This window comes from Cyanobium sp. ULC065, from assembly GCF_977927515.1.
Genome location: NZ_OZ376393.1, coordinates 2,416,910 through 2,438,446, shown reverse-complemented (window position 1 = coordinate 2,438,446; position 21,537 = coordinate 2,416,910). Strand labels below are relative to the sequence as shown.

Here is a 21,537-nt window from a genome sequence, read left to right as displayed (position 1 = left end):
TGGTCGGGCGATGGTTCAGGGGGAATACCAGAAGGCGCAGCGCCGCTGACGCGGCTCCAGTTCCCAGCCCTGCGACTGGTAGAAGCCCACCACGTCGGGGTCGGCGAACAGGCTCACGCGCTCCACCTCCATGGTGCGCAGGCGATCGAGCACGTAGGCCATCAGCTGCCGCCCCAGCCCCGCTCCCTGATAGAGCGGGTGCACCGCCACATCCCACACCGTGGCTTCCAGCACGCCATCGCCGGTGCAGCGGGCGAAGCCCACCAGCCGCGGCACGCGTGGATCGTGACGCCATAGCCCAACGCGCAGCAGGCTGTGCTGCAGCGCCTTGCGCACCCGCCGCAGCGGCCGGCGGCTCCAGCCCACCGCATCACAGAGTTTTTCGAGCTCCACCAGATCGATCTCCCGGTCTTCGCTCAACACCAGCTGCAGCTGCGGATTGGGCGTGGGGCAGAGGCGGAATCCGACGCCGTAGAAGCTGGAGAGAAGGGGGTCGGAGTCCAATCCTGAGGGCCGAGGCAACGCAATGGGACGATCCTGCCCGATCGGCGGGGTTCCGTTGCAGGCTGGAGGCCTGCTTCGCCCCTGGATTGCCCCGTTCCGTTCCGGCTGACCAGGGCGTCGCCCCCCCTCCCGCCGCTGCCGGGGAAGAGCGGCCACTGCTGGTGTGCCTGCACGGCTGGCTGCTGGCCGGTCGCCTCTGGGACCCGCTGCGCCTGGCACTGAACGGGCGCCAGCGACTCTGGACCCCTGACCTGCCCGGCTTCGGTGGCACGCCCCGTCCCCGTTCCCTCCACCCCACCCTGGCCAGCTACGGCCGTTGGGTGGCCGACCAGTGCCTCAGCCTGGAAGAGCGGCGCGTGGTGCTGGTGGGCCACTCGCTCGGCGGCAGCATGGCGCTGCATGCGGCGCCGCTGTTGGGCGATCGGCTCCTGGGGGTGATTCAGATCGCGGCGGGGGGCGGGGTGTACCAGCCGCGCGCCTTCAGCCAGTTGCGCAATGGTGGTCGGCTGTTCCTGCAGTGGCGCCCCAGCTGGCTGGCGGAGCTGCCGGGCACCGGCGCCATCCGCAGCCCCCTGATCGCCGAGCAGCGGGCGGCCCGCAGCCTGCTGGCCTGCAGCACCAACCGCGGCGCCGTGCGCCAGCTGCCGGCGCTGGTGGCCGGCCTGCAGGTGCCGAGCCTCTGGATCGCTTGCAGCCGTGACCAGGTGATGGAGCCCCGCTACGTGCGCCATCTGGCGGGTTACTCCGATCGCCACGAGCTGGCCGAACTGCAGGGCTGCGGCCATCTGCCGATGCGCCAGTCGCCCCATCAGCTCGCAGAGGTGATCGAGAGTTGGGTTCAGAGCCTGGCCAGGCCACGCTCCTGAAGATCGGCCAGCTGGGCGTAGAGCCCACCGGCCTGGCGCAGTTCGCGGTGTGTGCCCTGCTCGATCAAGCGGCCGCGCCGCAGCACCAGGATCCTGTCGGCGGCCTCCACGGTGGCCAGGCGGTGGGCGATCACGATCGCGGTGCGGGTATGCAGCAGTTTGTCGAGGTCGCGTTGCAGGGTGGCTTCAGTGGAGGGATCCATGAAAGCGGTGGCCTCATCCATCACCAGCACGGATGGGTCGCGGATCGCCACCCTTGCCACCGCCAGCAGCTGCCGCTCGCCCGAGGACAGGTTGCCGCCCCGCTCGCGCAGTTCGGTGGCCAGCCCATCGGGGAGGCGCCGCAGCAGAGCATCGAGGCCGAGCTCACGGCAGATCCGCTGCAGCTCGTCGTCGGGGATCGCCGCATCGAGGCGCAGGTTGTCGGCCACGTTGCCGCTGAACAGGAAGGTGTCCTGCAGCACCACGCCGAGCCGTTGGCGCAGCGTGAGGCTGGGCAGCTCGCGGATGTCGATGCCATCGAGCAGGATCCGCCCCTGCTGCGGCTCGTAGAGCCGGCAGAGCAGGCGGATCACGGTGGTCTTGCCGGAGCCGGTGGGGCCCACCAGGGCCACATGCTCGCCAGGGGCGATGCGGAAGCTGAGGTCGGTCAGGATCGGATCGTCGGGCCGGTAGGCGAACGAGACGTTCTCGAAGATCACCTCGCCCTCGCTGGCCCGTTCGCGGCCGGAGCGGCGGGCGGCGGCGGTGCGTTGTTCGATGGCCAGATCGCTGATCTCGATCGGTTCCTCCAGCAGCTCACCGATGCGCTGCACGGCCGTGAGGCCGCCCTGGATCTGGGTGAAGCGCTCCGCCAGCTGACGCAGTGGATCGAACAGGCGCTGGGAGAACAGGATGAAGGTGGTGAGGGTGCCCAGGCCGATGGTGCCGTCGGTGACCATCCAGCCGCCCAGGGCCAGCACGAATGCCACGGCTGTGAGGGCCACCCATTCGATGAAGGCGGAGATCGAACTTTCGTAGAAGATCGTGCCGTCGACCGCCTTGCGGTAGGCGTTGGTGGTCACGCCGAAGCGGGCGCTGTTGACCGCCTCACGCCGGAACATCTGCACCACATCCAGCCCCTGCAGGTTTTCCTGCAGGTCGGCGTTGAGCTGGCTGAGCTCTTCGCGCACGCGGTAGTTGGCTTTGCGGTAGCGCCCCTGCAGCCAGAGGATCACCACCACCACCGGAATCTGGATCACCAGCAGCAGGGCGCCAAGCCGGAACTCGATCGAGAGCATGGTGACGGCGATCACCACCAGGGTCACCAGGTCGGCGAGCACACCGATGGCGCCGCTGCCGAACACTTCGGCCAGGGCGTCGACATCGCTGGTGAGGCGGGTGAGCAGCTTGCCCACCGCGGTGCGGTCGTGGAAGCGCAGCGACAGGGCCATCGCATGGCGAAACAGGTCGTCGCGGATGCGGGCGGTGAGGCGCTGCCCCACGGCCTGGACGCTGTAGCTCTGAACCCCCTGCAGCGCCAGGCGCACCAGCACCGCTGCCAGCAGGCACAGCACCAGGGTGCGCATCGCCTCCGACACGCTCTGGCCCACCAGCCAGGCGGCCCTGGGCTCGTTGCGAAGCACCGAAATCGCCTGGCCCACCAGCAGCGGCTGCACGGCCGCCGAGAAGGCGACGGGAATCAGCAGCAGCAGCGTGAGCAGCAGCCGGCGGCGGTCGCGGCCCAGGTAGGGAATCAGGTTGAGCAGCCGCTGACGGTCGCGGGCGGCCATCAGCGCGCCTCCAGACGGGCCGCCGCCACCCGGTCGATGATCGTCTGCAGCTGGCCCTGATCCAGTCGCAGGGCCAGGGGATGGCCGATCAGCCGGGCAGTGCTGTGGAACAGGTCCTCAATGGCCACCAGCCCGTTGTCGCGCAGGGTGCGGCCGGTGGCCACCAGATCCACGATCGCCTCAGACATGCCGGTGATCGGTCCCAGCTCCACTGACCCGGTGAGGTGAATGAGCTCCACCGGCAGGTCGAGCTGGTTGAAGAAGGTTTCGGCGCAGCGCACGAACTTGCTGGCCACGCGGCAGTGGGCCGGCAGATCGGCGGCCCGGCGGTAGCCGCTGCTCGCCTTCACCGCCACGGCCATGCGGCAGCCACCGAAACCAAGGTCGACCAGGGGGGCCACCGGCAGCTGGTGCTCCCGCAGCACGTCCTCGCCGACGATGCCGAGCTGGGCCTGGCCGTAGGCCACGTAGACAGGCACATCAGCGTTGCGCACCAGCAGGGCGCGGGCGGTACCGCACGGGCTGGGCACCATCAACTGGCGGTTGTCGCTGTCGAGCAGGGCGGAGAAATCAAGACCGGCCGCGGCGAGGCAGCGCACCGAATCCTTCAGCAGGGCCCCTTTGGCCAGAGCAACGGTGATCATGGGCGTGCTCCGCAACCTGGACTTTACCGATGCAGACCTCCCGCAGCGAGCCGCCGGCCGTGGCAGCAACGGGAGGGCGGCCACCGGCGCTGGCCGTGTCGCTGATCCCGGTGCTGAACGACAACTACGTGTTCGTGCTGCACGACCCCTTGGTGCCAGGGGCGGAACCCGGCCGGGCGGTGGTGGTGGATCCTGCCGTGGCGCCGCCGGTGCGCGCCTGGCTGGAGGCCCACCGGCTGGAGCTGGTGGCCGTGCTGCAGACCCACCACCACTCCGATCACATCGGTGGCACCGCCGGCCTGCTGGAGCGCTGGCCAGCCGCTGCGGTGATCGCCGCCGCCGCCGACCGCGACCGCATTCCGCTCCAGACCCTCTCGGTGCGTGGCGGTGACAGCCTGACCCTGCTGGGCCGGGCCGTGGAGGTGCTGGAGGTGCCGGGGCACACCCGCGCCCATCTGGCCTATGTGCTGCCCGAGGTGCCGGGCGGGCACGGGGAGCTGTTCTGCGGCGACACCCTGTTCGGCGCCGGCTGCGGGCGGCTGTTCGAGGGCTCGGCGGAGCAGATGCACCACTCGCTGCAGCAGCTTGCGCAGCTGCCGGACAGCACGCGCGTGTGGTGCGCTCACGAGTACACCCGCGCCAACCTTCGCTGGGCTGCTGCGCTGGTGGCGGCAGAGCCAGAGGCTGCCGCGGGCGCGATCACGGCACGGTTGGCGGCCGTGGAGCTGGCCCGCAGCCAGGGGCAGGCCACCATCCCCAGCACGATTGCTCTGGAGCGTGCCACCAATTTGTTCCTGCGTGCCGGCAACGCCGCCACGCTCGCCGCGCTGCGTCGGCACAAGGACGGCTGGCAGGGCTGAGGCGTCAGGGGGCTCAGAGGCAGGGGAGCAGGGGCAGCCGCTGGGGAAAGAGCAGGGCCGGTTGCTGGGGCCGCAGGCCCAGGCGGCAACGTTCGGAGAGCTGGAAGGTGCGCTCCAGCGGCAGGCGCAGCCGCAGGCGGAACGGGGCCGCCTGCGGCTGTTCCAGCTCCACCTGCAGCAGCCATTCCCGCCCCAGAAACTCCCGACCCATCACCCAGGCAGTGCCAGCCGGATCGGGGGTCAGCTCCAGGGCATCGGGTTGCAGCAGCACCTCAGCCGGTGCCCCGTCCGGGCAGGGGGAGGCCGCCGCGCCGGAGAGGGGCGCGAAGGCCCCCAGTGGCGTGACCACCTGGCCGTTGCGCCACTGGGCCGGCAGCAGGTTGCGTTGCAGCACGAAGTGGCCCACGAAGGCGGTGGCGGGATGCTCCACCAGCTCCTGCGGCGCCGCGCACTGGTGCAGCCGCCCGTCCTTGAGTACCGCCACGCGGTCGCAGATCGCCAGCGCCTCCTCCGGGTCGTGGGTGACGATCAGGCCGCTGGCGCCGCAGCGGCTGAGCACGCCAGGCAGTTCGCTACGCAGCCGCAGCCGCACGTCCACATCCAGGTTGGAGAAGGGTTCATCGAGCAGCACCAGCTCCGGTGCGGGCGCCAGCGCCCGGGCCAGTGCCAGCCGTTGCCGCTGGCCGCCGGAGAGTTCGTGCGGGTAGCGCTGCTCCAGACCCGCCAGTCCCAGCAACTCCAGCAACCAGGCGGCCCGGCTGCGGTCCTGGCGCGGCCGCAGGCCGAAACAGGTGTTCTGCCAGGCATCGAGGTGGGGAAACAGGGCGTAGTCCTGAAAGACCATGCCCACCCCGCGCCGCTCCGGCGGCACCCAGACGGCCGGACCGGCCACCTGCCGGCCCTGCACTGCCACCTGCCCCCGCGACGGCCGTTCGAAGCCGGCGATCAGGCGCAAAAGTGTGGTCTTGCCGCAGCCGGAGGGACCAAGCAGGCCCACCAGTTCCCCCGGGCCCAGGTGCAGGTCGATCGCTTCCAGCGCCCAGTCGTTTGCCTCGCCAGGGGCGCCGCCGCGCCCGTAGCGGTGCCAGACACCATCGAGGCGCACCGGATCGGCCGGCATGGACTCAGCGGCTGCAGGTCGGTTCCCAGTGGCGGCGTTGGCAGCAGCTGCAGCGACAGCACGGGCAGCGGCCGCTGCGGAAACCCCGGTGGAGCTGGCGATAGGACACCCTTAAGCTCGTTTTTCCCATCTTCCAACGCCATGGGCGCCGGCCAGTCCATCGAGGCGATCCAGACTCCCGCCGCTCCTGAGCCGGTGGGCCCCTACAACCAGGCCGTGCTGGCGGGCGGCTGGCTGTTCTGCTCCGGCCAGATCGCCTTGGATCCCGTCAGCGGCGCGATGGTGGGCGACGGCGATGTGGAGGCCGAGACCCGCCAGGTGCTCAGCAACCTCGTGGCGGTGCTGCGGGCGGCAGGCAGCGGCCCGGACCAGGTGGTGCGCACCACGGTGTTTCTGGCCGACCTGGCCGATTTCGCCCGGGTGAACGCGATCTACGCCGAAACCTTCCAGGGGCCTGTGCCCCCCGCCCGCGCCTGCGTGGAAGTGGCGGCCCTGCCGCGGGGCGCGCGGGTGGAGATCGACTGCATCGCGTTGCTCGGTTGAGGCCTGGTGGGGCCACCGTCAGGTAACGAACACGACATCACGTAGTCGACGTGACAGTCAGCAGCTGGCACAGGACCGACACTGTTCCTCTGCGTTACGACGTTCATGGCGTTCTCCCCCTTTCGTCGCTCTGCCCCCGCCGCCGGTTCGCAGCGGCTGTATCGCCTGGTCGACCGCCAGTGCGCTCCTCACCCTGTGCTCGACGACCACTTCGAGTCGATGGATGCCGCCTGGGAAGCGGCCCTGAGCTGGTGGGAAGAGCAGGCCTGTGCAGTGGAGCAACCGATCGAGATCGGCATTGAGGTGAGCACACCCCGCGGCGACTGGCGAACCCTGCGCTACCCGGGCGGCTGGCCCGGACTGATGCACTGAAAGAGTCGATAGTCTTGGCGCGTTGGTTGTCAATAAGTGCTGGAGGATGAGCGGGTCAAGCCGTTCATCACGATCACTTCTCCCTTCCTCGTGTTCGGTGGCCCGTTCGCCACCGGCGCCTCGGCACCGACTTCACGCTGATCGGCACCATCGTGTCGCGCAAGCGGGCAATTGAACACTCGTACTGGCAGAACCGGCTGAGCAGCTGGAGCCTCAGGCGACTTCTAACTGCTGCCGCAGCGGCGGCGGCAGCCTGATCCCGGAGAGAAAGGCGAGTGCCACCAGCAGGCACGAGGCCCACAGGCAGGCCTGCAGGCCGCCCACCAGGAACAGGGCGCCCGAGAGCAACGTGCCCACCAGCCGGCCGGCCGCATTGGCCATGTAATAGAAGCCCACGTTGAGGCTCACCGATTCGGCATCGGTGTAGGCCAGCACCATGTAGCTGTGAATCGAGGAATTCATCGCGAACACGGCGCCGAAGGCGACCAGCCCCACCACCAGGGCCACGCTGGGATTGCCCACCTCGCGCCACAGGCTGATGGCGATCAGGGCGGGAATGGCGGTGAGCACGGCGCTCCAGAACTGCACCGCAGACACCCCTGGTGGGCCGCTTCTGCCCCAGCTGCGCCGCAGGGCCGGCACCGAGGCCTGAATGATCCCGTAGCCGATCACCCACAGGCCCATGAAGCCACCGGCCTCCCAGTATTTCCGGCCCAGCACCGATTGCAGAAACACCGGCAGGGCCACCACGAACCACACATCACGGGCACCGAACAGGAAGAAGCGGGCGGTTGAGAGCACATTGATGCCCTTTGATTTCGAGAACAGTGCGGTGATCGCCGGTTTCTGCTTCATGCGGCCGATCTCACCGGGCAGCACCAGGGTGAGCAGAAAGGCCAGGAACAGGCCGGCCGCCATCGCTCCCACGGCGGCGCTGAAGCCGATCGTGGCGAGCAGCACCCCACCGAGGAAGAAGCCCACCCCCTTGAGGGCGTTCTTGGAGCCGGTGAGGATCGCCACCCATTGGAACAGCTGGCTCTCGCCCCGGCTGTGGTCGTCAGGGGTTTCCGCCACCACGGTCTTGATGGCGCTTTTGGCGCTCATCTTGTTGAGGTCTTTGGCGATGCCGCTGATGGCCTGGGCCACCATCACGTAGGCCACGCTCCACCAGCGTGGCCAGTCGTCAGCCACCGGAATCAGCATCAGCAGGGCGCCCACCTGCAGCAATGTGCCGGCCCAGAGGGTGAGCCGCAGCCCGAAACGGGCCCCGAGCCAGCCGCCGTAGAGGTTGGTGACGATGCCGAAAAATTCGTAGAACAGGAACAGAAAGGCGATTTCCAGGGTGGTGTAACCCAGCTGGTGAAAGTGGAACACCACCAGCATGCGCAGCGCCCCGTCGGTGAGGGTGAAGGCCCAGTAGTTGGCCGTCACGATGCCGTATTGCTGCAGGGCAGTGAGCTGCTTCATGATTCGGAAAGCTCGCGGACCGCTGGCCCGACACTGGCTTCGAGCGCCGCCACGTGGCAGGCCAGATCGGCCATGCGGCAGCTGTAGCCCCACTCGTTGTCGTACCAGGCGAACACCTTGAGCTGGGTGCCGTTCACCACCATCGTGGAGAGAGCATCGATGATCGAGCTGCGGCTGTCGTTGAGGTAATCCACCGACACCAGCGGCCGCTCTTCGTAGCCCAGGATTCCCTGCAGTGGGCCGGCGGCGGCGGCGGCAAAGGCCCCATTCACCTCCTCCACACTCACCGCGCGCTCCAGTTCGAACACCGCATCGGTGATCGAGGCATTCGTGAGCGGCACCCGCACGGCGTGGCCGTTGAGCTTGCCCTGCAGTTCGGGAAAGATCAGACCAATTGCCTTGGCCGATCCGGTGGTGGTGGGGATCAGCGAGTTGCCGGCGGAGCGGGCGCGGCGCAGATCGGATTTGAAGGCATCGATCACCACCTGGGTGTTGGTGATGTTGTGCAGGGTGGTGATCGAGCCGTGGCGAATGCCGAAGCTTTCGTGCACCACCTTCACCACCGGCGCCAGGCAGTTGGTGGTGCAGGAGGCGGCGGTAAGCAGACGGTGGCGGCTGGGCTCATAGAGGTGATGGTTGATGCCGAACACCACGTTGAGGGCTTCTGCGCCGGCGACCATGCCTTTCACCGGGCAGGCCACGATCACCCGCCTGAGGCCCGGCACAGTGAAGAAGGGCTCAAGGGTGTCGGGGGTCTTGATCTTGCCGCTGCATTCGAGCACCAGGTCCACGCCGGCGTCGGCCCAGGGCACGGCGGTGGGATCCTTGTGACGGCTGTAGCTCACGGCATGATTGCCAATGCGGAAGCCGTCGGCTTCGGCCTGCACCGCCTGAGACCAGTGGCCGTGCACGGAATCGAATTCGAGCAGATGGGCGGCAGACGCAGCGTCACCGGCAGGATCGTTGACATGGACCAACGTGTAGCCCCCGGCGTCCGCGCTGCGGTGGGCCGGGCGTTCACAGAGCGCGCGGAACACAAGGCGGCCGATCCGGCCAAAGCCGTTGATGCCGATCTTCATCGCAAGGCGATCGCAAGCAAACCGACGTTAAATCAAGTTTGGTTGATGGATGCGTGTTGTGGGACACGCCGGGTGCCGTTGTGCCTGTCCGGCACTCCAGCGCCCCAGCTCCAGGCGGGAGCTTCGGTGTGATTGGATATGCCTTAATGGGCATCACTCAGCATGAGTGATAGTGGCATGGTGAGTGGGCTCTCGGAAGCAGCCCGCAGCCGGATTGCCGACTTCTGCCTGATCGCCGACCTCACAGGCACTGATCTGCATGTGTTCGCGTTGAGCAGCGGCCGCTTCGTGGCCTGCAATGACTCCGCACACACCCGGCTGGGATACAGCAGAGCCGAACTGCTCACTCTCCCCGGCCGCCATCACCCTGGCGCAAGGCCTGGGGATGGAGTGCATCGCTGAGGGGGTCGAGACAGAGGAGCAACGCCAGATCCTCGAGAACCTCGGCTGCAACCTTTACCAGGGCTACCTCTGCGGCCGCCCCCTGGAGCTGGACGCCTTTGAAACCCTGCTCCGTGATCGCCTCACCAGCCCAAAGAGCGGAGATGACACCGGCCGTTGGCAGAGCCAGGTGAGCCTGCAGCCCAACCGGCAGGGAAACAGCACATCCGTGCCCAGCACGTTTGAACAACTGGAACTGCTGCGTTCCGCCTTCGATCTGGCCGACGACTACTTCATGCTGCTGCAGGTGATCCAGGGGGACGAGGATTCGATCACCGACTTTCTGATCCTGGAGGCGAATCAATCGGCCTGCGCCACGATGCAGCAGGAACGGGAGGCCATCGTGGGCAAGACCCTACTGACCATCTTTCCGCAGATGGAGCAGAACGGCCTGCTGGAGATCCACATCGATGCCGCCTCCCGCAGCACCCCTACGTTCATCAACGATTTCGTCTACAAGGATGACACCCTCATCCAGGTCCACCGCTGCTACGACATACAGATCCTGCCCACACGCGGCTTTCTTGTGGTGAGCTGGCGCGACGTGACGGATCGCCTCAGGGCCGCACGCACCCTGGCGAATTCTGCAGGCCCTATCTCTTGCTCACCGACAACATCGTGGAGGTGGTGATGCTGCTCAATCAGCAGGAGGAGGTGGTGTGGGTGTCTCCTTCCCTGGAGCCGATGACGGGCTGGCGAGAAGACCAATGGAAGGGAAAGACCTTCTGCGAGCTGTTTGTGTCAGCCGAGGGTCGGCCAGAGCCCCTGCAGCTCGATGCCTGGCTAACGCCCCATGGCCCGATTCACCAGGGACGCCTGCGGCTGGCGGATCCCAAGGGAGGCTGGAGCTGGGTGGATCTGAGTGTGAGGCGCCTGCAGGAGGAGGGGCGGCGCAGCGGTGATTCCAGCGCCGCTCCCGAGGGATCGCCGGCTGCGCTGAATCTGCACGAGGGCTATGTGATCACCCTGCAGCCTGTGGATCAGAAGGTGATCGAAGAACAACGACTGCTGCAACGGGCCAACCACGATCCCCTCACCGGCCTTGACAGCCGCGACGCCATCCTCAGCCTGCTGGAGCAACGCCTGCTGGATGACAAGACCCTCAGGGCCCAGCCGCTGGCCCTGCTGTTCTGTGACTGTGATGGGTTCAAGGACATCAACGACAGCTACGGCCATGCCTGCGGCGATGTGGTGCTGCAGAGCGTGGCGCGGCGTATCCAGCAGGTGATCCGCCACCGTGACCATGCTGGCCGCATCGGTGGCGATGAGTTTCTGGTGATCCTTGATGGGATTCGGGCGTTGGAGCATGCGATCGCGGTGGCAGAGAAGCTGCAAGTGGCGATTTCCAGGCCGGTCCCCTGGGCGGATCAAAGCATCACCCCCTCCTTCTCCATCGGCGTGGCTCTGCACGGCGCCGGAGAGGATGCGGCCCTGTTCCTCAGGCGCGCCGACCGCAACATGTACGCCGCCAAAGCAGGCGGCCGCCACATGGTGGTGGCCCTCTGAGCCTGGTGCCAGCGAATCATGGCCATCAGGCAGGGCTCTTCGCTACGGCGGTCGCCATCGATGCAGTGGGTGCCCGCCGGCCCGGCAGTGAATGCTGGCGGCGAGGTGTGAGCTGCAGCCTGCTGAATCGAAGGCCTGGATTGAGTGTTGAGGGGAAAGAGAGGTGCCGAGAAGGGAGAGGAGTGCTGAGAAGCGACGAAGACTGCTGCGTAGCGCGAAGATTGCTGCGTAGAACGAGGATTGGAGTTCTGATTGGTGTGGCTGAGCAGTGAGTACCCCGTTGTGGGTTGTGTGTCTTTGTTCAGCGCTAGAGTGTAACTTTGTGCGGCGCATTGCTCAGTTTGCGCTGCGGAGTGAATGGTTTGTGTGCTGAAAGACCCAGGCGGAGCCCTTCTGAAGCTGGCTCCCCACCATCCGTTGTGCCCGATCATCCTTATTCTGCAGCATCTTTACTCACCCCTCCATGCTTCGCCTCGTGGCTACGGATCTCTGGGTGGCAGAACAGGCGCAGACGTATTTCGGCCTGAGCATCGGCACCAGGATGACGGTGATTCGCCTGCAGGACACCGGCAACCTGCTCGTTCTTTCTCCGATCGGGCCCACGGCGGAGCTCGTGGACGCACTGACCACACTTGGCCGCATCGACCATATCGTGGCGCCGAATTCCTTCCACCATCTGTATGCCAATGCGTTCAAGCTCTGCTTTCCGCAGGCCAGGTTATGGGGGACTGCCGCGCTCAAGGCCAAGTGCCCTGACCTGATGATTGATCAGCTGCTGACTGCTGAAGCGCCCTCCCCCTGGCCGGATCTGCTTCTGTGCCAGCTGCAGGGCCTGAACACGATGGGCCCCCTTGGCCCTGTGCCTCTCGATGAAATTGCGTTCTGCCACGTTCCCAGCCAGACCCTTCTCCTCACCGACAGCGCGTTCAACTTCGACGCCTCTTTTCCCTGGCTGACGCGGTTCACGACCCGCATCGCCGGCGGTTTCAACCGCCTGGAGCCCACAATCCTCGAACGCCTCGCCTCATCGGATCGGCGTAGGGTGCGTGCCTCGATCGATGCGGTGTTGGCGTGGGACTTTGATCGCGTGATCGTTGCCCATGGCGCCATCGTTGAAACCGGCGGCAAGCCCATGCTGGCAGCGGCGTATGCGGGGTTTCGGAGCTGATCGCTGTTCTCACCATTGGTTTGCCTTCTGTGGTGGCCGGCTCAATGGCGCTGGAGACGACGATGCGACCGTGCTGCTGGGGTGTTGCCTGAGAACAGCGCCGGTGCGCTGCACTGGGCCACAAATGCATCAACTAGAATTGATCAACTATGCAGGAATGGTCCCGTGAGCGTCGCCACCACGGGCCTGCCGACGGAGCAGGCGCGCCAACTGCTCAAAGCCCTCGCTGATCCGCTGCGTCTGCAGGTGATCGAGGCCCTCGGCCATGGCGAGCGTTGCGTCTGCGATCTCACCACGGATCTGGGCCTGGCGCAATCGAAGCTGTCGTTTCACCTCAAGGTGCTCAAGGAGGCCGGGTTGCTCGCTGATCGCCAGGAGGGTCGCTGGATCTACTACCGCCTGCGCAGCGAAGCCCTCGTGGCGCTCCAGCACTGGTTGGCGGACCTGTCTGCAGGCTGCGCCGCTCCCGCTCCCCCCTGCTGCTGATCCATGGGCATCTTCGAGCGGTGGCTGAGTGTGTGGGAGGCGTGCATCAACCTTGTGCATCGGCGCTGATCGATCGGTGAGCCGTCGCGTCAGGACCTGATCCACTGCTGAAGTCGTCCGCTCTCTGCTCGTCCAGGCCTTGATGGCGTGAGCGTCCTTTGGCCGTTCAGCTCGCCAGCTCCCTTGTCCTTCCCATCGCCCTTTCTTGCATGGCCCCGGAATCCAACGACCATGGCAGACGGGCCGCCGATGACGAGGCCGTCTTGGCCCAGCTGTCGTTGCTCGACCGCTTCCTGCCGCTCTGGATCCTGCTGGCGATGGGCGGCGGCCTGCTGCTGGGCCGCTTCTTTCCTGCCATCCAGGGTTGGCTCGATGCCGTGAGGATCGGCAACACCTCCCTGCCGATTGCTCTGGGGCTGCTGCTGATGATGTACCCGGTGCTGGCGAAGGTGCACTACGAGGAGTTGGGCAGGGCGGCGCGGGATCGCCGGCTGCTGAGGCTCTCCTTGGTTAGCGCAAAGACCGTAGATACATGCAGGGTTATGGCGATGAATCAACAGTCACACCAACCCAGCCAATTGGCTTCGGCAGTCGATGGGAGAAAGTCATCTTCTTGACGTGTTCTGATGTTCACACGATTGCCGTTCCTGGCGAACGTTGCCTGCAAGATCCAAGCTGGAACTGTGGCGGCAGGCTCTTCGATGCTGAGGAAGTCCCTTGAGGTCAATGCCGATGATCCGGGACTCCTGTAAGCATTGGCTTGTTCGGCTTGATTCAGTCAGTCATAATACAGTGAGACTGATTTCGGTTGATAAAGAACAGTGCAGCTGAACTCGATTCGGCTGACTGCAACAAGGCTGGAATCTCCTACTCGCTGATTGTAAATTCCTTTCAGGTTAACACAAGCAAAGGGAATCATTTCCCTTGAGTATCTCAAATCACCCTGGGAGGCCAGGTGGAGCGCTTTCGCGTCGAGCATCAACAGGATCGGCCATGCAAACAGCGCAACCTGAACCCCCTCTTAGGCTTTGAGGATCACGTAGGAACCGGCGCCGATCATCAATCTACCGGCAACCTTTCGGGTGATCCTCTGCATGCGACGTGACTGCAAACGTGCAACCAGCGTTCGCGCCGAATAGGCATAGATCAGCTTGACGCCACCGACGGCGACGATGGTGATCGTGGCAATCATGCCGATGCCAAATGAGGTCAGTAAGCGCAGGTTGAACAGAGTGGGGAAGAGGCTGGCATAGAACAGAATGGCCTTGAGGTCTCCTACGGTGAGGAATAAACTCGACAGGAAGCTGGAAGCAAGTGTTAAGGGCCGCTGGTCGACCGAATACGCCGCAGTGGGATCGTGACGGGTACGCAGCAAGCCAATGCCCGTCCAGATGAGGTAGCCACCGGGGAGGCAACGAACGAGGGAGAACAAACTTCCCATGCTCTCGGCAAGGCTGCTCATCCCGTAAATGGCCAAAGCCGCCAATGCGAGATCACCGAGGACAAATTCCACCGGCGACCGCAGCTCCGTTGAGGAATCCAAGGGTGGCTGAACGTGAGACAATCAACCCGACGCTGGCACTCGGAATGGCTGCCAAGGCCAGCATGACCGAGAAGAATATCAGGAAGGAGACCAGGTTCATAGCCACCAAGAGAATTGCCCCTCAGGTGAAAGACATTCACCCCAGATGCCCTGCAACACTTGAGCCGCGTCACATAGATCAGCCAAACCAACTTGAACTTTCGATCCACCCCGTTCGTTCACCCGTTGCAGGACATCAACGGTGACGGGCGGGTCATGATTCGGATTCTCAGCATCGTTAATGGCAGAAAACGTATCGAATTACTAAATCAATGAATGCCCTGCAATACCAACGTCTAGCTTCACCACTTTTCCGGATTCGATCCCGGTGGGGAGCGGAAGGGACATCCCCCCATTCGTTACAACATAGATGCTTGTGCGATCTCCGTCTCCCCGCCCAAACGCAAGTGCTGTACTTCCAGTCATTCCCTGTTCAGCCTCGGCAATGATGGTTAAATCTCGACTCGGTGTGATTTTGACCACGTTATTGTAGACATGAGTTGTGCCATACACATTGCCGTCTTGGTCAAAGGCAAAGTCATCCAGATTGACTGGGTGCAGGAAAATCTCCGGCTCGCCAGGCTGACCATCCAGTAAAATTGGGATTCGAAGAAGTTGCATCTTTTCAGTATTCGACGCATAGAGGAAACCACCATAAACTTTTAATCCATTCACCGCCGGAAAGTCCTTGTCGGAAGAGCTTCGAGCCAAGTCAGAATGCTCTAGCCAAACCCTTGCCGTGCTTTCAGCAATACTCACTTCCCAAATGCAACCTCGATAAGAATCTGCAATCAGACAGCGATCATCCCCAAGAGGAGTGAGACCATTCAAGAACATGGCATCTGGCAGTTTGACCAGCACTGTTGCTGCCCCTTGAGGCGAAATCGTATAGACAGTGGAAGTGTTCTGCTCATCCCACGCACTAAGCAACAAGTTGCCATTTGACACAAGTGCAAGCCCTGTGGCCTTGCCCGTGATGGCTGCATAAAGAATTGGGATGCCATCTGCTCCGATCCGAAACACCTTGCCATCTAAGTGGCTGGTAACAAATAGCGTACCGTCGGTATCAACAGCAATGCTCTCCAAAAATGTATTGATCGGGAAGTTAGCGATTTGACATGCTGGAACAAGGTCAACGGGTGATTGCGCGAAGATTGGCGGCAGTCCTGATGGGGTTGACATTGTGGCTTTCCTTCTGCCAAGTTTGTTTCAGGCTGAATCTACCACGTTCTTGTTTTAACGCAGTGTCTTTCACTGAGTCTAGATCATTGTCCAACGCCTGAGTTCACGCGCTGCCCAAAGCAGTCAAGTTGAGCCAAATGTCAGGCGGATCACGATTGAGCACTTGCCAAGCATAAACGCAGGGGGATCATAGTGGATACCTCGAATCCTTGCCGCTTGTAGAAACGCTGGGCTGACAGATTGGTTTGATCTGTGAGCAGCGTGATGCGCCTGCACCCACCTGCCTTGGCAATGACGATCGCCTCTTGCATGAGACTAGACCCGACACCGAGGTCACGAGCCGTATGGCCGACAACCATATCTTCAAGTAGCGCGACCCGCTCACCAAGTGCGGTTGATATTGTGAAAAGAAGGGTAACCATTCCAAGCACCTCAGAACCTTCCTTCGCAACCAAGACGATACCGACATCCGGGTGTGTGATGATTCGGAGAACGCCTCGACGCTGCGCCTCGGGATTTGGCTTGAACTCAGCCTCCTGTTGAAACAACATCGTCAAGAGCTCCGTCAGTGCTGGCACATCTGCTTCAGTGGCTACTTCTATATGCATGGACTTGTGCCTTGAGACGCCTAGCTTAACTTTCGACGATTCTACGCCTTCCTCGTGTCCCGGTCGTGTTCCACGTCATACCAGCTGCTGCATATACTCCAGGTCAATCGGTGTCCTTGCCACTGAAGCTGGTGTCGAAGCTGAGCTAGAGGTCGTAGTTGAATGTGGTGGGCCCACCTCCTCGCGTGTCGCGCTACTTAATGGGTTGTTGGCCCTGCGGCTCCCGGCTCAGCCAAGAACGAGGGATGAGAAAAAGATCCGAAGATGCAGAGGACAAAGAAGGCACCCAGTGCTACTACGGGATGAAAGTCCACATTGACAACGACAAGGGCCAAGACCTCAGCTCCAGTGAAGACTACCGCCACCTCAAGCCAGCAGCCCAGCCAATGCTCTTCAGGCATCTGGATCACTCGTCATCGCCAGATTCACCTAGAGGAATCAGCCGGATCTGCTTGCGTCCCAGCTTGATCTCAAACTCATCACCTGGTTGGAGGTCGAGAATCGCGGTGTAGGCCTTACCGATCATCAGATTACCGTTGAACTGCACCTTGGTCTGGTAGCTCAAGCTGCGGCCACCAGGCCCTTTACTTTTGCGGTCCCCTTCCCCAAGGCTGACGCCCTTGGCCTCCAGAACAGCCTCATAGAAAGCTGAGTAGTTCAACCGCTCACTGCCGTCCGTTGTCGTGAACACATAGCCGGCAGCTCGCACCAGATCGGACTTCGAGGCCTCAGGCAGCGCTTTAATGATGGCCAGCAGATCCGATCCGGTGAGGGCCATTGGCAAACGACGTCGACTAGGAAGAACTTAACAACCAACCCAAGAGCTGCCAAGAGACAGCTCAATGGATGGCCACCTTTCACGAGACCCTAGCTGAAAGAATAGGTCATGCCCCCTATGCCGGTCCGCGAGGTTCTCGGGAAGGGGAGAGGCCGTCGGGGAACGAAGGCTGAGTTCACAAAGTAGATTCCGCCTTCATCAATCAGAGCTCTTCGTGGTCCAAGTGTCGACCCCCACGCCATGACGATCCATGCTCAAGGCAATCGCTGTCCATGGCAAGGGATAGCCGACCTTGCCATGCTGAATTCAACGTCAAGGTGAAGGGTGCCGAGATGATCAAAATCACCATCGAAGTTACAGACGCAGAGCTGGTGGAAAGCCTTGACCTCAGCGGAGAGCGTGAGAAGGGGTCTGCTGTCCGCCACCTGGTGGAGAAGGCTCTGCAGCAGCACCGCACTGATCAGAACGCCCAACGTCTTAGCCGAGGGGAATGGGGGGTGGAGCTCAAGACCTATGAGGCCAACCGGGACCGCGAGAGTCATCGGGACTAAGAGTCCGACTCAGCTCCTGCCGATAGACACCCGCCCCCCGACCTGACTTCGACGGTGCAGGATGCCTCTGTCCCAGCCCTGTTGAAGCTGTTGATTCCTGTCTGCAGGCTGGATCACGAGACCAACCGGAGCGAATCAGTGCGCTTCAAGGAACAGCTCTCAGCTCAGCTGTACTGGACACTGCCGGCGTAAGAGCAACCATCCCTTGACGACGGCCGACGCAGCATCCACCAGCCGCGGAGGAAGAGCCCAATCACAGGCCAAGGCCCATCCCTCCCCATTGCTAACTATGGGGTCCCTGATCGGGCGAAACGGGGCTGTGGCAGAGAAGCCCTGACTACGCCAAACCCCTCATCATTCTCCACTGAGTTGATCAGGGGCGACAGTATGTGCCTATCAAGACATTCCAGTCTGATGATGATGGTGATCGCCAGGATGGGCCACGCTCTTCCGGCCCCATCCTGTTGCGCGTTCAGCCACTGATCCAACTCATCGACCACGAGCCTCAGGTGCTCGAGATGCTGGCCCCGGTCTTGGAGAAGGTGGGCTGGCACGTTCTCCATGCCGGTGACGGACACCAAGGCCAGGCCATGGCCATGCAGCACCAGCCCCATCTGATCGTGCTCGACCTGCTGCTGCCCAAGCTGGATGGCCTCTCGGTGCTGCAGCGCCTGCGGCGCGATCAGCGCACCGCGCGGGTGCCGGTGATGGTGCTTACAGCACTAGCCAGCAAGGAAGACAAGCTCAAGGCCTTCAACTGCGGCGCCGACGACTACGTCCTCAAACCCTTCGAGGTGGAGGAGGTGTTCGTGCGCATCCGGGCGCTGCTGCGTCACCAGCTGGAAGCGCCGCTGGCCTTGGTCACGTCAGAGATCCTGTCTTACGGGCCGCTCACGCTCCGTCCGGAACAGCTGGAGGTGCTCTGGTACGGACAGCGGGTCCGCCTCACCCGCAAGGAGTTTGAGCTGCTGCACTGCCTGCTGCAGCGCCATGGCCAGGCCGTGCCGTGGGGAGTGATTCTCCATGAGGTGTGGGGCTACGCCAACGACGACGACATTGAGTGCATCCGCACCCAGATCCGCCACATCAGAACCAAGATCGAACCGGAACCGCACCGTCCGCGTTTTCTCAAGACGATCTACGGCATGGGCTACTGCCTGGATCTTCCCCAGCAGCAGATGTTGGCACTGGCCTGAGGCCAGGCTCAGGGCGCTCCACTGCCAACAGGGCCTGGTTCAGAGAAAGCTGCCGTTGTGTGTGGGTGCTCCCTGAGGCGTGTAGGGGGTGAAGCGCACCTGGCTTCTGCCCACAGCGCTGGGCTGCAGCAGAGGGGCCTGAACAAGTGCGGGAGCTGGTGCCTGAAGGGGGAGCGGCGCCTGGTGGTGCAGCACTTCCTCCAACAGGAAGGCGCACAGGTTGGACATGGAGCGCCCTTCTTCTTCCGAGCGGTTCAGGAGTGTTTGAAACACCAGATAGCTGATGGTGATGGAGATGCGGTGTGGTTGACGTTGCATGATGCGAAAGCGCTCGCTTGTGGTGTGGGATGGACTCGTTGCTGCTTGACCTGAATGAGGAGTTGTGGAATTCATGACAGGTTGCGGGTTGTTGAATTGATGATCTATTTCGTGAAAACGCAGGAGGGTACTGCCGTTGACACGGAGACTGCTTGATTTCAACGTACGTAGATCGCGAGGTTGAAAGTGTCAGCGAAGGTTGCTGTCACGATGACAGTAGAGGTATCACAAGCCAGCTCTACCTATGAAGCGTTCAGCTCGGCGCTCAACCAACCCGTCACACAAAGCTGATCAGAATCTGTCTATTTCATAGGCTGCCTAAGCCGCCGAGTCCGCCTGAAAGGCGTCCATACCATCAGCATAGTGGTAGTAGACAGCTTGGTTTCCGTCGCGGGACAGCGCGCGAGACAGATAGACCCCTAAACCCAGGCCCGTACTGAAAAAATGAGCGGAAAGCACCTTTGGTAGTGCTTTGCATAAAAGTTCACCTGGTGAAGATTGAATGAGTTGGGTTTGCGCATGCTCCGCTCTCTCGTTCAGATCCACTGCAGCCGAGGAGGTCTGGGCAGATTCACCCACCAGAACATCAGGGTCTCAGCCCGGCTCAGCTCTCGGCGTGTTATGAGCAACGGGACCTCCTGATCCGGGAGTAACTCGCCGGCGGTGATCTCCAGCCGGTGGTAGTCCCGCTCCCAGCGGGTGGGCCGAAAGCGCAACACCTGCCGGCCGTCACTCAGCCACCCCTCCTGCGGGGTCAACGGAACCGGTTGGCTGGGCTTGGGGCTCACGCCGCGTCAGGCGCCCAGCCCAGTTGCCGCGCCTCGGAATGGTTCATGGGCGCGTAAAACAACATTCAAAAACTGCGGGTATCTGCGTGAATGTTCGACCGCTGAAGGTAGGTGGCCACCCAGTCCTTCGGATCCCGGCCTGCTGGCAAACGGGCCATCAGCATTGGGCAGGTCAGGATGGCGTGAACTGTGTCGCCCAGTCGCTGAACAGAGCGGCTGCCAGGCAGGCGCTTAAGGAGCTGGTCGTGCAGTCTCCAGAAGTACCAGAGCAAGCCATCGAATCCCGGAGAGAATTTGTTCCAGCCATCCAGATCTGAACCGGCATCGAGCAACTTGTCACGGGAGTTGTGGGCCTTGTCGGCTGAGGTTACGAGCAGGGAGGCTTCCGAAAGCTGCGCCAACGTCTCAATGAAGCGCTGTTTTCGCAGGATCCACGGTTCGGTAACCCCATGACCTGGAACTTTGCCGGGATCGGTACAATCGCGCACAATATCGGCCACCCTGACTCCGAACCGTTCCTGGATCGAGGCATGGGTTTGGCCCGCATCTTCAATGGTGTCATGGAGCAGGCCAGCAATGGCTTGGTCTTCAGTGCCGCCGTCTTCCCACACCAGAGCACTCACGCTGATCACGTGCGCGAGGAAGGGCACCTTCTTGCCGGGGCGCGATTGGTTCCGGTGCAACTCTTCAGCCCAGCCAAGGGCCTCGGTGTAGCGAGGGGATGTGTGCATGGCGTATGTCGTCGGGTCAGCGGAGTTCTCCCAATCGGAGAGCAGCAATCGAGCTAGGTGATGAACTTGGAGGTGACGCAGTCGTTCACTCCGTCTACCGTCACCGAGATGCCGAGGTGAGCACAGCACCCACTGGAGATCTGCAGCGCTGTCATAGCCTGCTCGTCACATCAGATACCTTCCTATCCTTCCTGGTCATCATGTGTACGAAGGGCAATTCGGCACGAACGTCGTGATGTGGGCCGGCTACAGCGAGGAAGGCTGACGCTGCCAGTGGGGCAGATGACACCACCGGAATTTGTGGTGGGTCTTCGTGCTGGACGGATTGTCACCAGTGCCCATCTGCGATCCCCATGACAGCGCGGAAGGCAACGTACCCTCTGTGCCAATCAAGCGAGCGACTGGATCTCCTTTGGAGCCTGTTGATCATCGACCAATAGGCTCCTGATGGACCACGCCCGGCCAGGCATCCACAGGATGATGCCTGGCTGCGTCGTAGCTTCAGGCTCAGCTCATTCCGGTTTTGTCCTTGACGTCTTCGACGGCATTCCGGACTTTTGCCTCGGTCTGCTTCGCCATGCCAGCGAGACGATCTCCCTGGTTGCCCGTGACGTTGCCAATCGATTCCTGGGTCTTGCCCTCAAACTCCTTGGCGTCAGCCTTGACTCGGCCGGCAGTCGCGGCTAGGGGCAAGTGGGGGGCGCTGAGGGTGAATGCTCCAGATGCCTGGGCGGGAGAGCTCAGAGCCGGCGTGGCAATCAATACCAGCAGGCTGAATGCAAGGCCAAGGCAAGTGGCGGCCAGCTGGCGCAGAAAACGAAGTTGGTGTTTCATGGTGACGATGGCGAGGGGGAAATGAGGTTTAGCGGTATAAGACTGTGCCAGCCCATGAATCACGCCCAGTGCTGCTCAATAATCAGTGGTCTCTGATTATTGAAGACTGATCATGATCATCTGATCAGATCATTGGGGTTC

General features: G+C 62.8%; 24 protein-coding genes. 11 read left to right on the top strand and 13 right to left on the bottom strand.

The genetic code is table 11. The features are described from left to right. Positions 1–15: 15 nt before the first annotated feature. Positions 16–504, bottom strand: a complete 489-nt coding sequence (locus ACXMDP_RS12050) for a GNAT family N-acetyltransferase (protein WP_259730809.1) — start codon at positions 502–504, stop codon at positions 16–18. Between the two features lie 86 nt (positions 505–590). On the opposite strand from ACXMDP_RS12050, the gene ACXMDP_RS12045 reads away from it, so the two are divergent. Then, a complete protein-coding gene (locus ACXMDP_RS12045) occupies positions 591–1,370 on the top strand; it encodes an alpha/beta fold hydrolase (RefSeq protein WP_259730810.1) in 780 nt (259 codons plus the stop codon). Here ACXMDP_RS12045 and ACXMDP_RS12040 read toward each other — a convergent pair. Further along, entirely contained in the window at positions 1,343–3,142 is a 1,800-nt protein-coding gene (locus ACXMDP_RS12040; RefSeq protein ID WP_259730811.1) for an ABC transporter ATP-binding protein, read from the bottom strand. The genes ACXMDP_RS12045 and ACXMDP_RS12040 overlap by 28 nt on opposite strands. After that, positions 3,142–3,786, bottom strand: coding sequence for an ATP phosphoribosyltransferase (hisG, locus tag ACXMDP_RS12035; RefSeq protein WP_255101223.1), 645 nt, complete (start codon positions 3,784–3,786; stop codon positions 3,142–3,144). The genes ACXMDP_RS12040 and hisG overlap by 1 nt, the downstream gene beginning before the upstream one ends. Positions 3,787–3,815: 29 nt before the next feature. Between hisG and gloB the strand changes: the two genes are divergently transcribed. Continuing rightward, the gene (gene gloB, locus ACXMDP_RS12030) at positions 3,816–4,646 is read left to right on the top strand and encodes a hydroxyacylglutathione hydrolase (RefSeq protein WP_259730812.1); all 831 of its coding nucleotides are present in this window, start codon (positions 3,816–3,818) and stop codon (positions 4,644–4,646) included. Between the two features lie 13 nt (positions 4,647–4,659). Here the strand turns inward: gloB and ACXMDP_RS12025 are convergent, their stop codons facing one another. Further along, positions 4,660–5,766, bottom strand: a complete 1,107-nt coding sequence (locus ACXMDP_RS12025; RefSeq protein WP_259730813.1) for an ABC transporter ATP-binding protein — start codon at positions 5,764–5,766, stop codon at positions 4,660–4,662. 141 nt (positions 5,767–5,907) lie between these two features. Between ACXMDP_RS12025 and ACXMDP_RS12020 the strand changes: the two genes are divergently transcribed. Together ACXMDP_RS12020 and ACXMDP_RS12015 are read left to right on the top strand one after the other, a co-directional pair. Then, positions 5,908–6,309 (top strand): Rid family detoxifying hydrolase, encoded by a 402-nt coding sequence (locus ACXMDP_RS12020; RefSeq protein ID WP_259730814.1) that lies wholly within the window; start codon positions 5,908–5,910, stop codon positions 6,307–6,309. Positions 6,310–6,414: 105 nt separating this feature from the next. After that, positions 6,415–6,681, top strand: a complete 267-nt coding sequence (locus tag ACXMDP_RS12015) for a hypothetical protein (RefSeq protein WP_094513287.1) — start codon at positions 6,415–6,417, stop codon at positions 6,679–6,681. A gap of 213 nt (positions 6,682–6,894) precedes the next feature. On the opposite strand, the gene arsJ is transcribed toward ACXMDP_RS12015, so the two are convergent. Next, on the bottom strand, positions 6,895–8,148 hold the full coding sequence (gene arsJ / locus ACXMDP_RS12010; protein WP_259730815.1) for an organoarsenical effux MFS transporter ArsJ: 1,254 nt from the start codon (positions 8,146–8,148) through the stop codon (positions 6,895–6,897). Continuing rightward, the gene (locus ACXMDP_RS12005) at positions 8,145–9,227 is read right to left on the bottom strand and encodes an ArsJ-associated glyceraldehyde-3-phosphate dehydrogenase (protein ID WP_259730816.1); all 1,083 of its coding nucleotides are present in this window, start codon (positions 9,225–9,227) and stop codon (positions 8,145–8,147) included. The genes arsJ and ACXMDP_RS12005 overlap by 4 nt, the downstream gene beginning before the upstream one ends. Before the next feature lie 298 nt (positions 9,228–9,525). Between ACXMDP_RS12005 and ACXMDP_RS12000 the strand changes: the two genes are divergently transcribed. The 5 genes from ACXMDP_RS12000 to ACXMDP_RS11980 all read left to right on the top strand — a co-directional run bounded on the left by ACXMDP_RS12000 (position 9,526) and on the right by ACXMDP_RS11980 (position 13,445). Next, positions 9,526–10,299 carry an EAL domain-containing protein gene (locus tag ACXMDP_RS12000; protein WP_259730817.1) on the top strand — a complete coding sequence of 258 codons (774 nt, stop codon included), beginning with the start codon at positions 9,526–9,528 and terminating at the stop codon, positions 10,297–10,299. Then, on the top strand, positions 10,269–11,174 hold the full coding sequence (locus ACXMDP_RS11995) for a sensor domain-containing protein (protein ID WP_259730818.1): 906 nt from the start codon (positions 10,269–10,271) through the stop codon (positions 11,172–11,174). The genes ACXMDP_RS12000 and ACXMDP_RS11995 overlap by 31 nt, the downstream gene beginning before the upstream one ends. 463 nt (positions 11,175–11,637) lie before the next feature. Continuing rightward, on the top strand, positions 11,638–12,342 hold the full coding sequence (locus ACXMDP_RS11990) for a DUF4336 domain-containing protein (RefSeq protein WP_259730819.1): 705 nt from the start codon (positions 11,638–11,640) through the stop codon (positions 12,340–12,342). A gap of 165 nt (positions 12,343–12,507) precedes the next feature. Continuing rightward, a complete protein-coding gene (locus tag ACXMDP_RS11985; protein ID WP_259730820.1) occupies positions 12,508–12,828 on the top strand; it encodes an ArsR/SmtB family transcription factor in 321 nt (106 codons plus the stop codon). Positions 12,829–12,986: 158 nt separating this feature from the next. Next, the gene (locus tag ACXMDP_RS11980) at positions 12,987–13,445 is read left to right on the top strand and encodes a hypothetical protein (RefSeq protein WP_457766929.1); all 459 of its coding nucleotides are present in this window, start codon (positions 12,987–12,989) and stop codon (positions 13,443–13,445) included. A 404-nt stretch (positions 13,446–13,849) separates the two neighbouring features. On the opposite strand, the gene ACXMDP_RS11975 is transcribed toward ACXMDP_RS11980, so the two are convergent. The 4 genes from ACXMDP_RS11975 to ACXMDP_RS11960 form a co-directional block, all read right to left on the bottom strand. Next, positions 13,850–14,341 (bottom strand): LysE family translocator, encoded by a 492-nt coding sequence (locus ACXMDP_RS11975; RefSeq protein ID WP_457766928.1) that lies wholly within the window; start codon positions 14,339–14,341, stop codon positions 13,850–13,852. A gap of 333 nt (positions 14,342–14,674) precedes the next feature. After that, positions 14,675–15,592 carry an SMP-30/gluconolactonase/LRE family protein gene (locus ACXMDP_RS11970; protein ID WP_259730823.1) on the bottom strand — a complete coding sequence of 306 codons (918 nt, stop codon included), beginning with the start codon at positions 15,590–15,592 and terminating at the stop codon, positions 14,675–14,677. A 149-nt stretch (positions 15,593–15,741) separates the two neighbouring features. Continuing rightward, on the bottom strand, positions 15,742–16,200 hold the full coding sequence (locus ACXMDP_RS11965) for a GNAT family N-acetyltransferase (RefSeq protein WP_259730824.1): 459 nt from the start codon (positions 16,198–16,200) through the stop codon (positions 15,742–15,744). Between the two features lie 406 nt (positions 16,201–16,606). After that, complete coding sequence (locus tag ACXMDP_RS11960; RefSeq protein ID WP_259730825.1) at positions 16,607–16,978, bottom strand: AbrB family transcriptional regulator; 372 nt, start codon at positions 16,976–16,978, stop codon at positions 16,607–16,609. A 332-nt stretch (positions 16,979–17,310) separates the two neighbouring features. Between ACXMDP_RS11960 and ACXMDP_RS11955 the strand changes: the two genes are divergently transcribed. Further along, positions 17,311–17,529 (top strand): hypothetical protein, encoded by a 219-nt coding sequence (locus ACXMDP_RS11955; RefSeq protein ID WP_259730826.1) that lies wholly within the window; start codon positions 17,311–17,313, stop codon positions 17,527–17,529. A gap of 518 nt (positions 17,530–18,047) precedes the next feature. Beyond that, positions 18,048–18,725 carry a response regulator transcription factor gene (locus tag ACXMDP_RS11950; protein WP_457766927.1) on the top strand — a complete coding sequence of 226 codons (678 nt, stop codon included), beginning with the start codon at positions 18,048–18,050 and terminating at the stop codon, positions 18,723–18,725. A gap of 39 nt (positions 18,726–18,764) precedes the next feature. Here ACXMDP_RS11950 and ACXMDP_RS11945 read toward each other — a convergent pair whose 3' ends face one another. From ACXMDP_RS11945 to ACXMDP_RS11935, 3 genes are all read right to left on the bottom strand, one after another. Further along, positions 18,765–19,043 carry a hypothetical protein gene (locus ACXMDP_RS11945; RefSeq protein WP_259730828.1) on the bottom strand — a complete coding sequence of 93 codons (279 nt, stop codon included), beginning with the start codon at positions 19,041–19,043 and terminating at the stop codon, positions 18,765–18,767. Between the two features lie 853 nt (positions 19,044–19,896). Then, the gene (locus ACXMDP_RS11940; RefSeq protein ID WP_259730830.1) at positions 19,897–20,610 is read right to left on the bottom strand and encodes an HD domain-containing protein; all 714 of its coding nucleotides are present in this window, start codon (positions 20,608–20,610) and stop codon (positions 19,897–19,899) included. 459 nt (positions 20,611–21,069) lie between these two features. Beyond that, positions 21,070–21,459, bottom strand: coding sequence for a CsbD family protein (locus ACXMDP_RS11935; protein WP_457766926.1), 390 nt, complete (start codon positions 21,457–21,459; stop codon positions 21,070–21,072). Between the last annotated feature and the right edge of the window lie 78 nt (positions 21,460–21,537).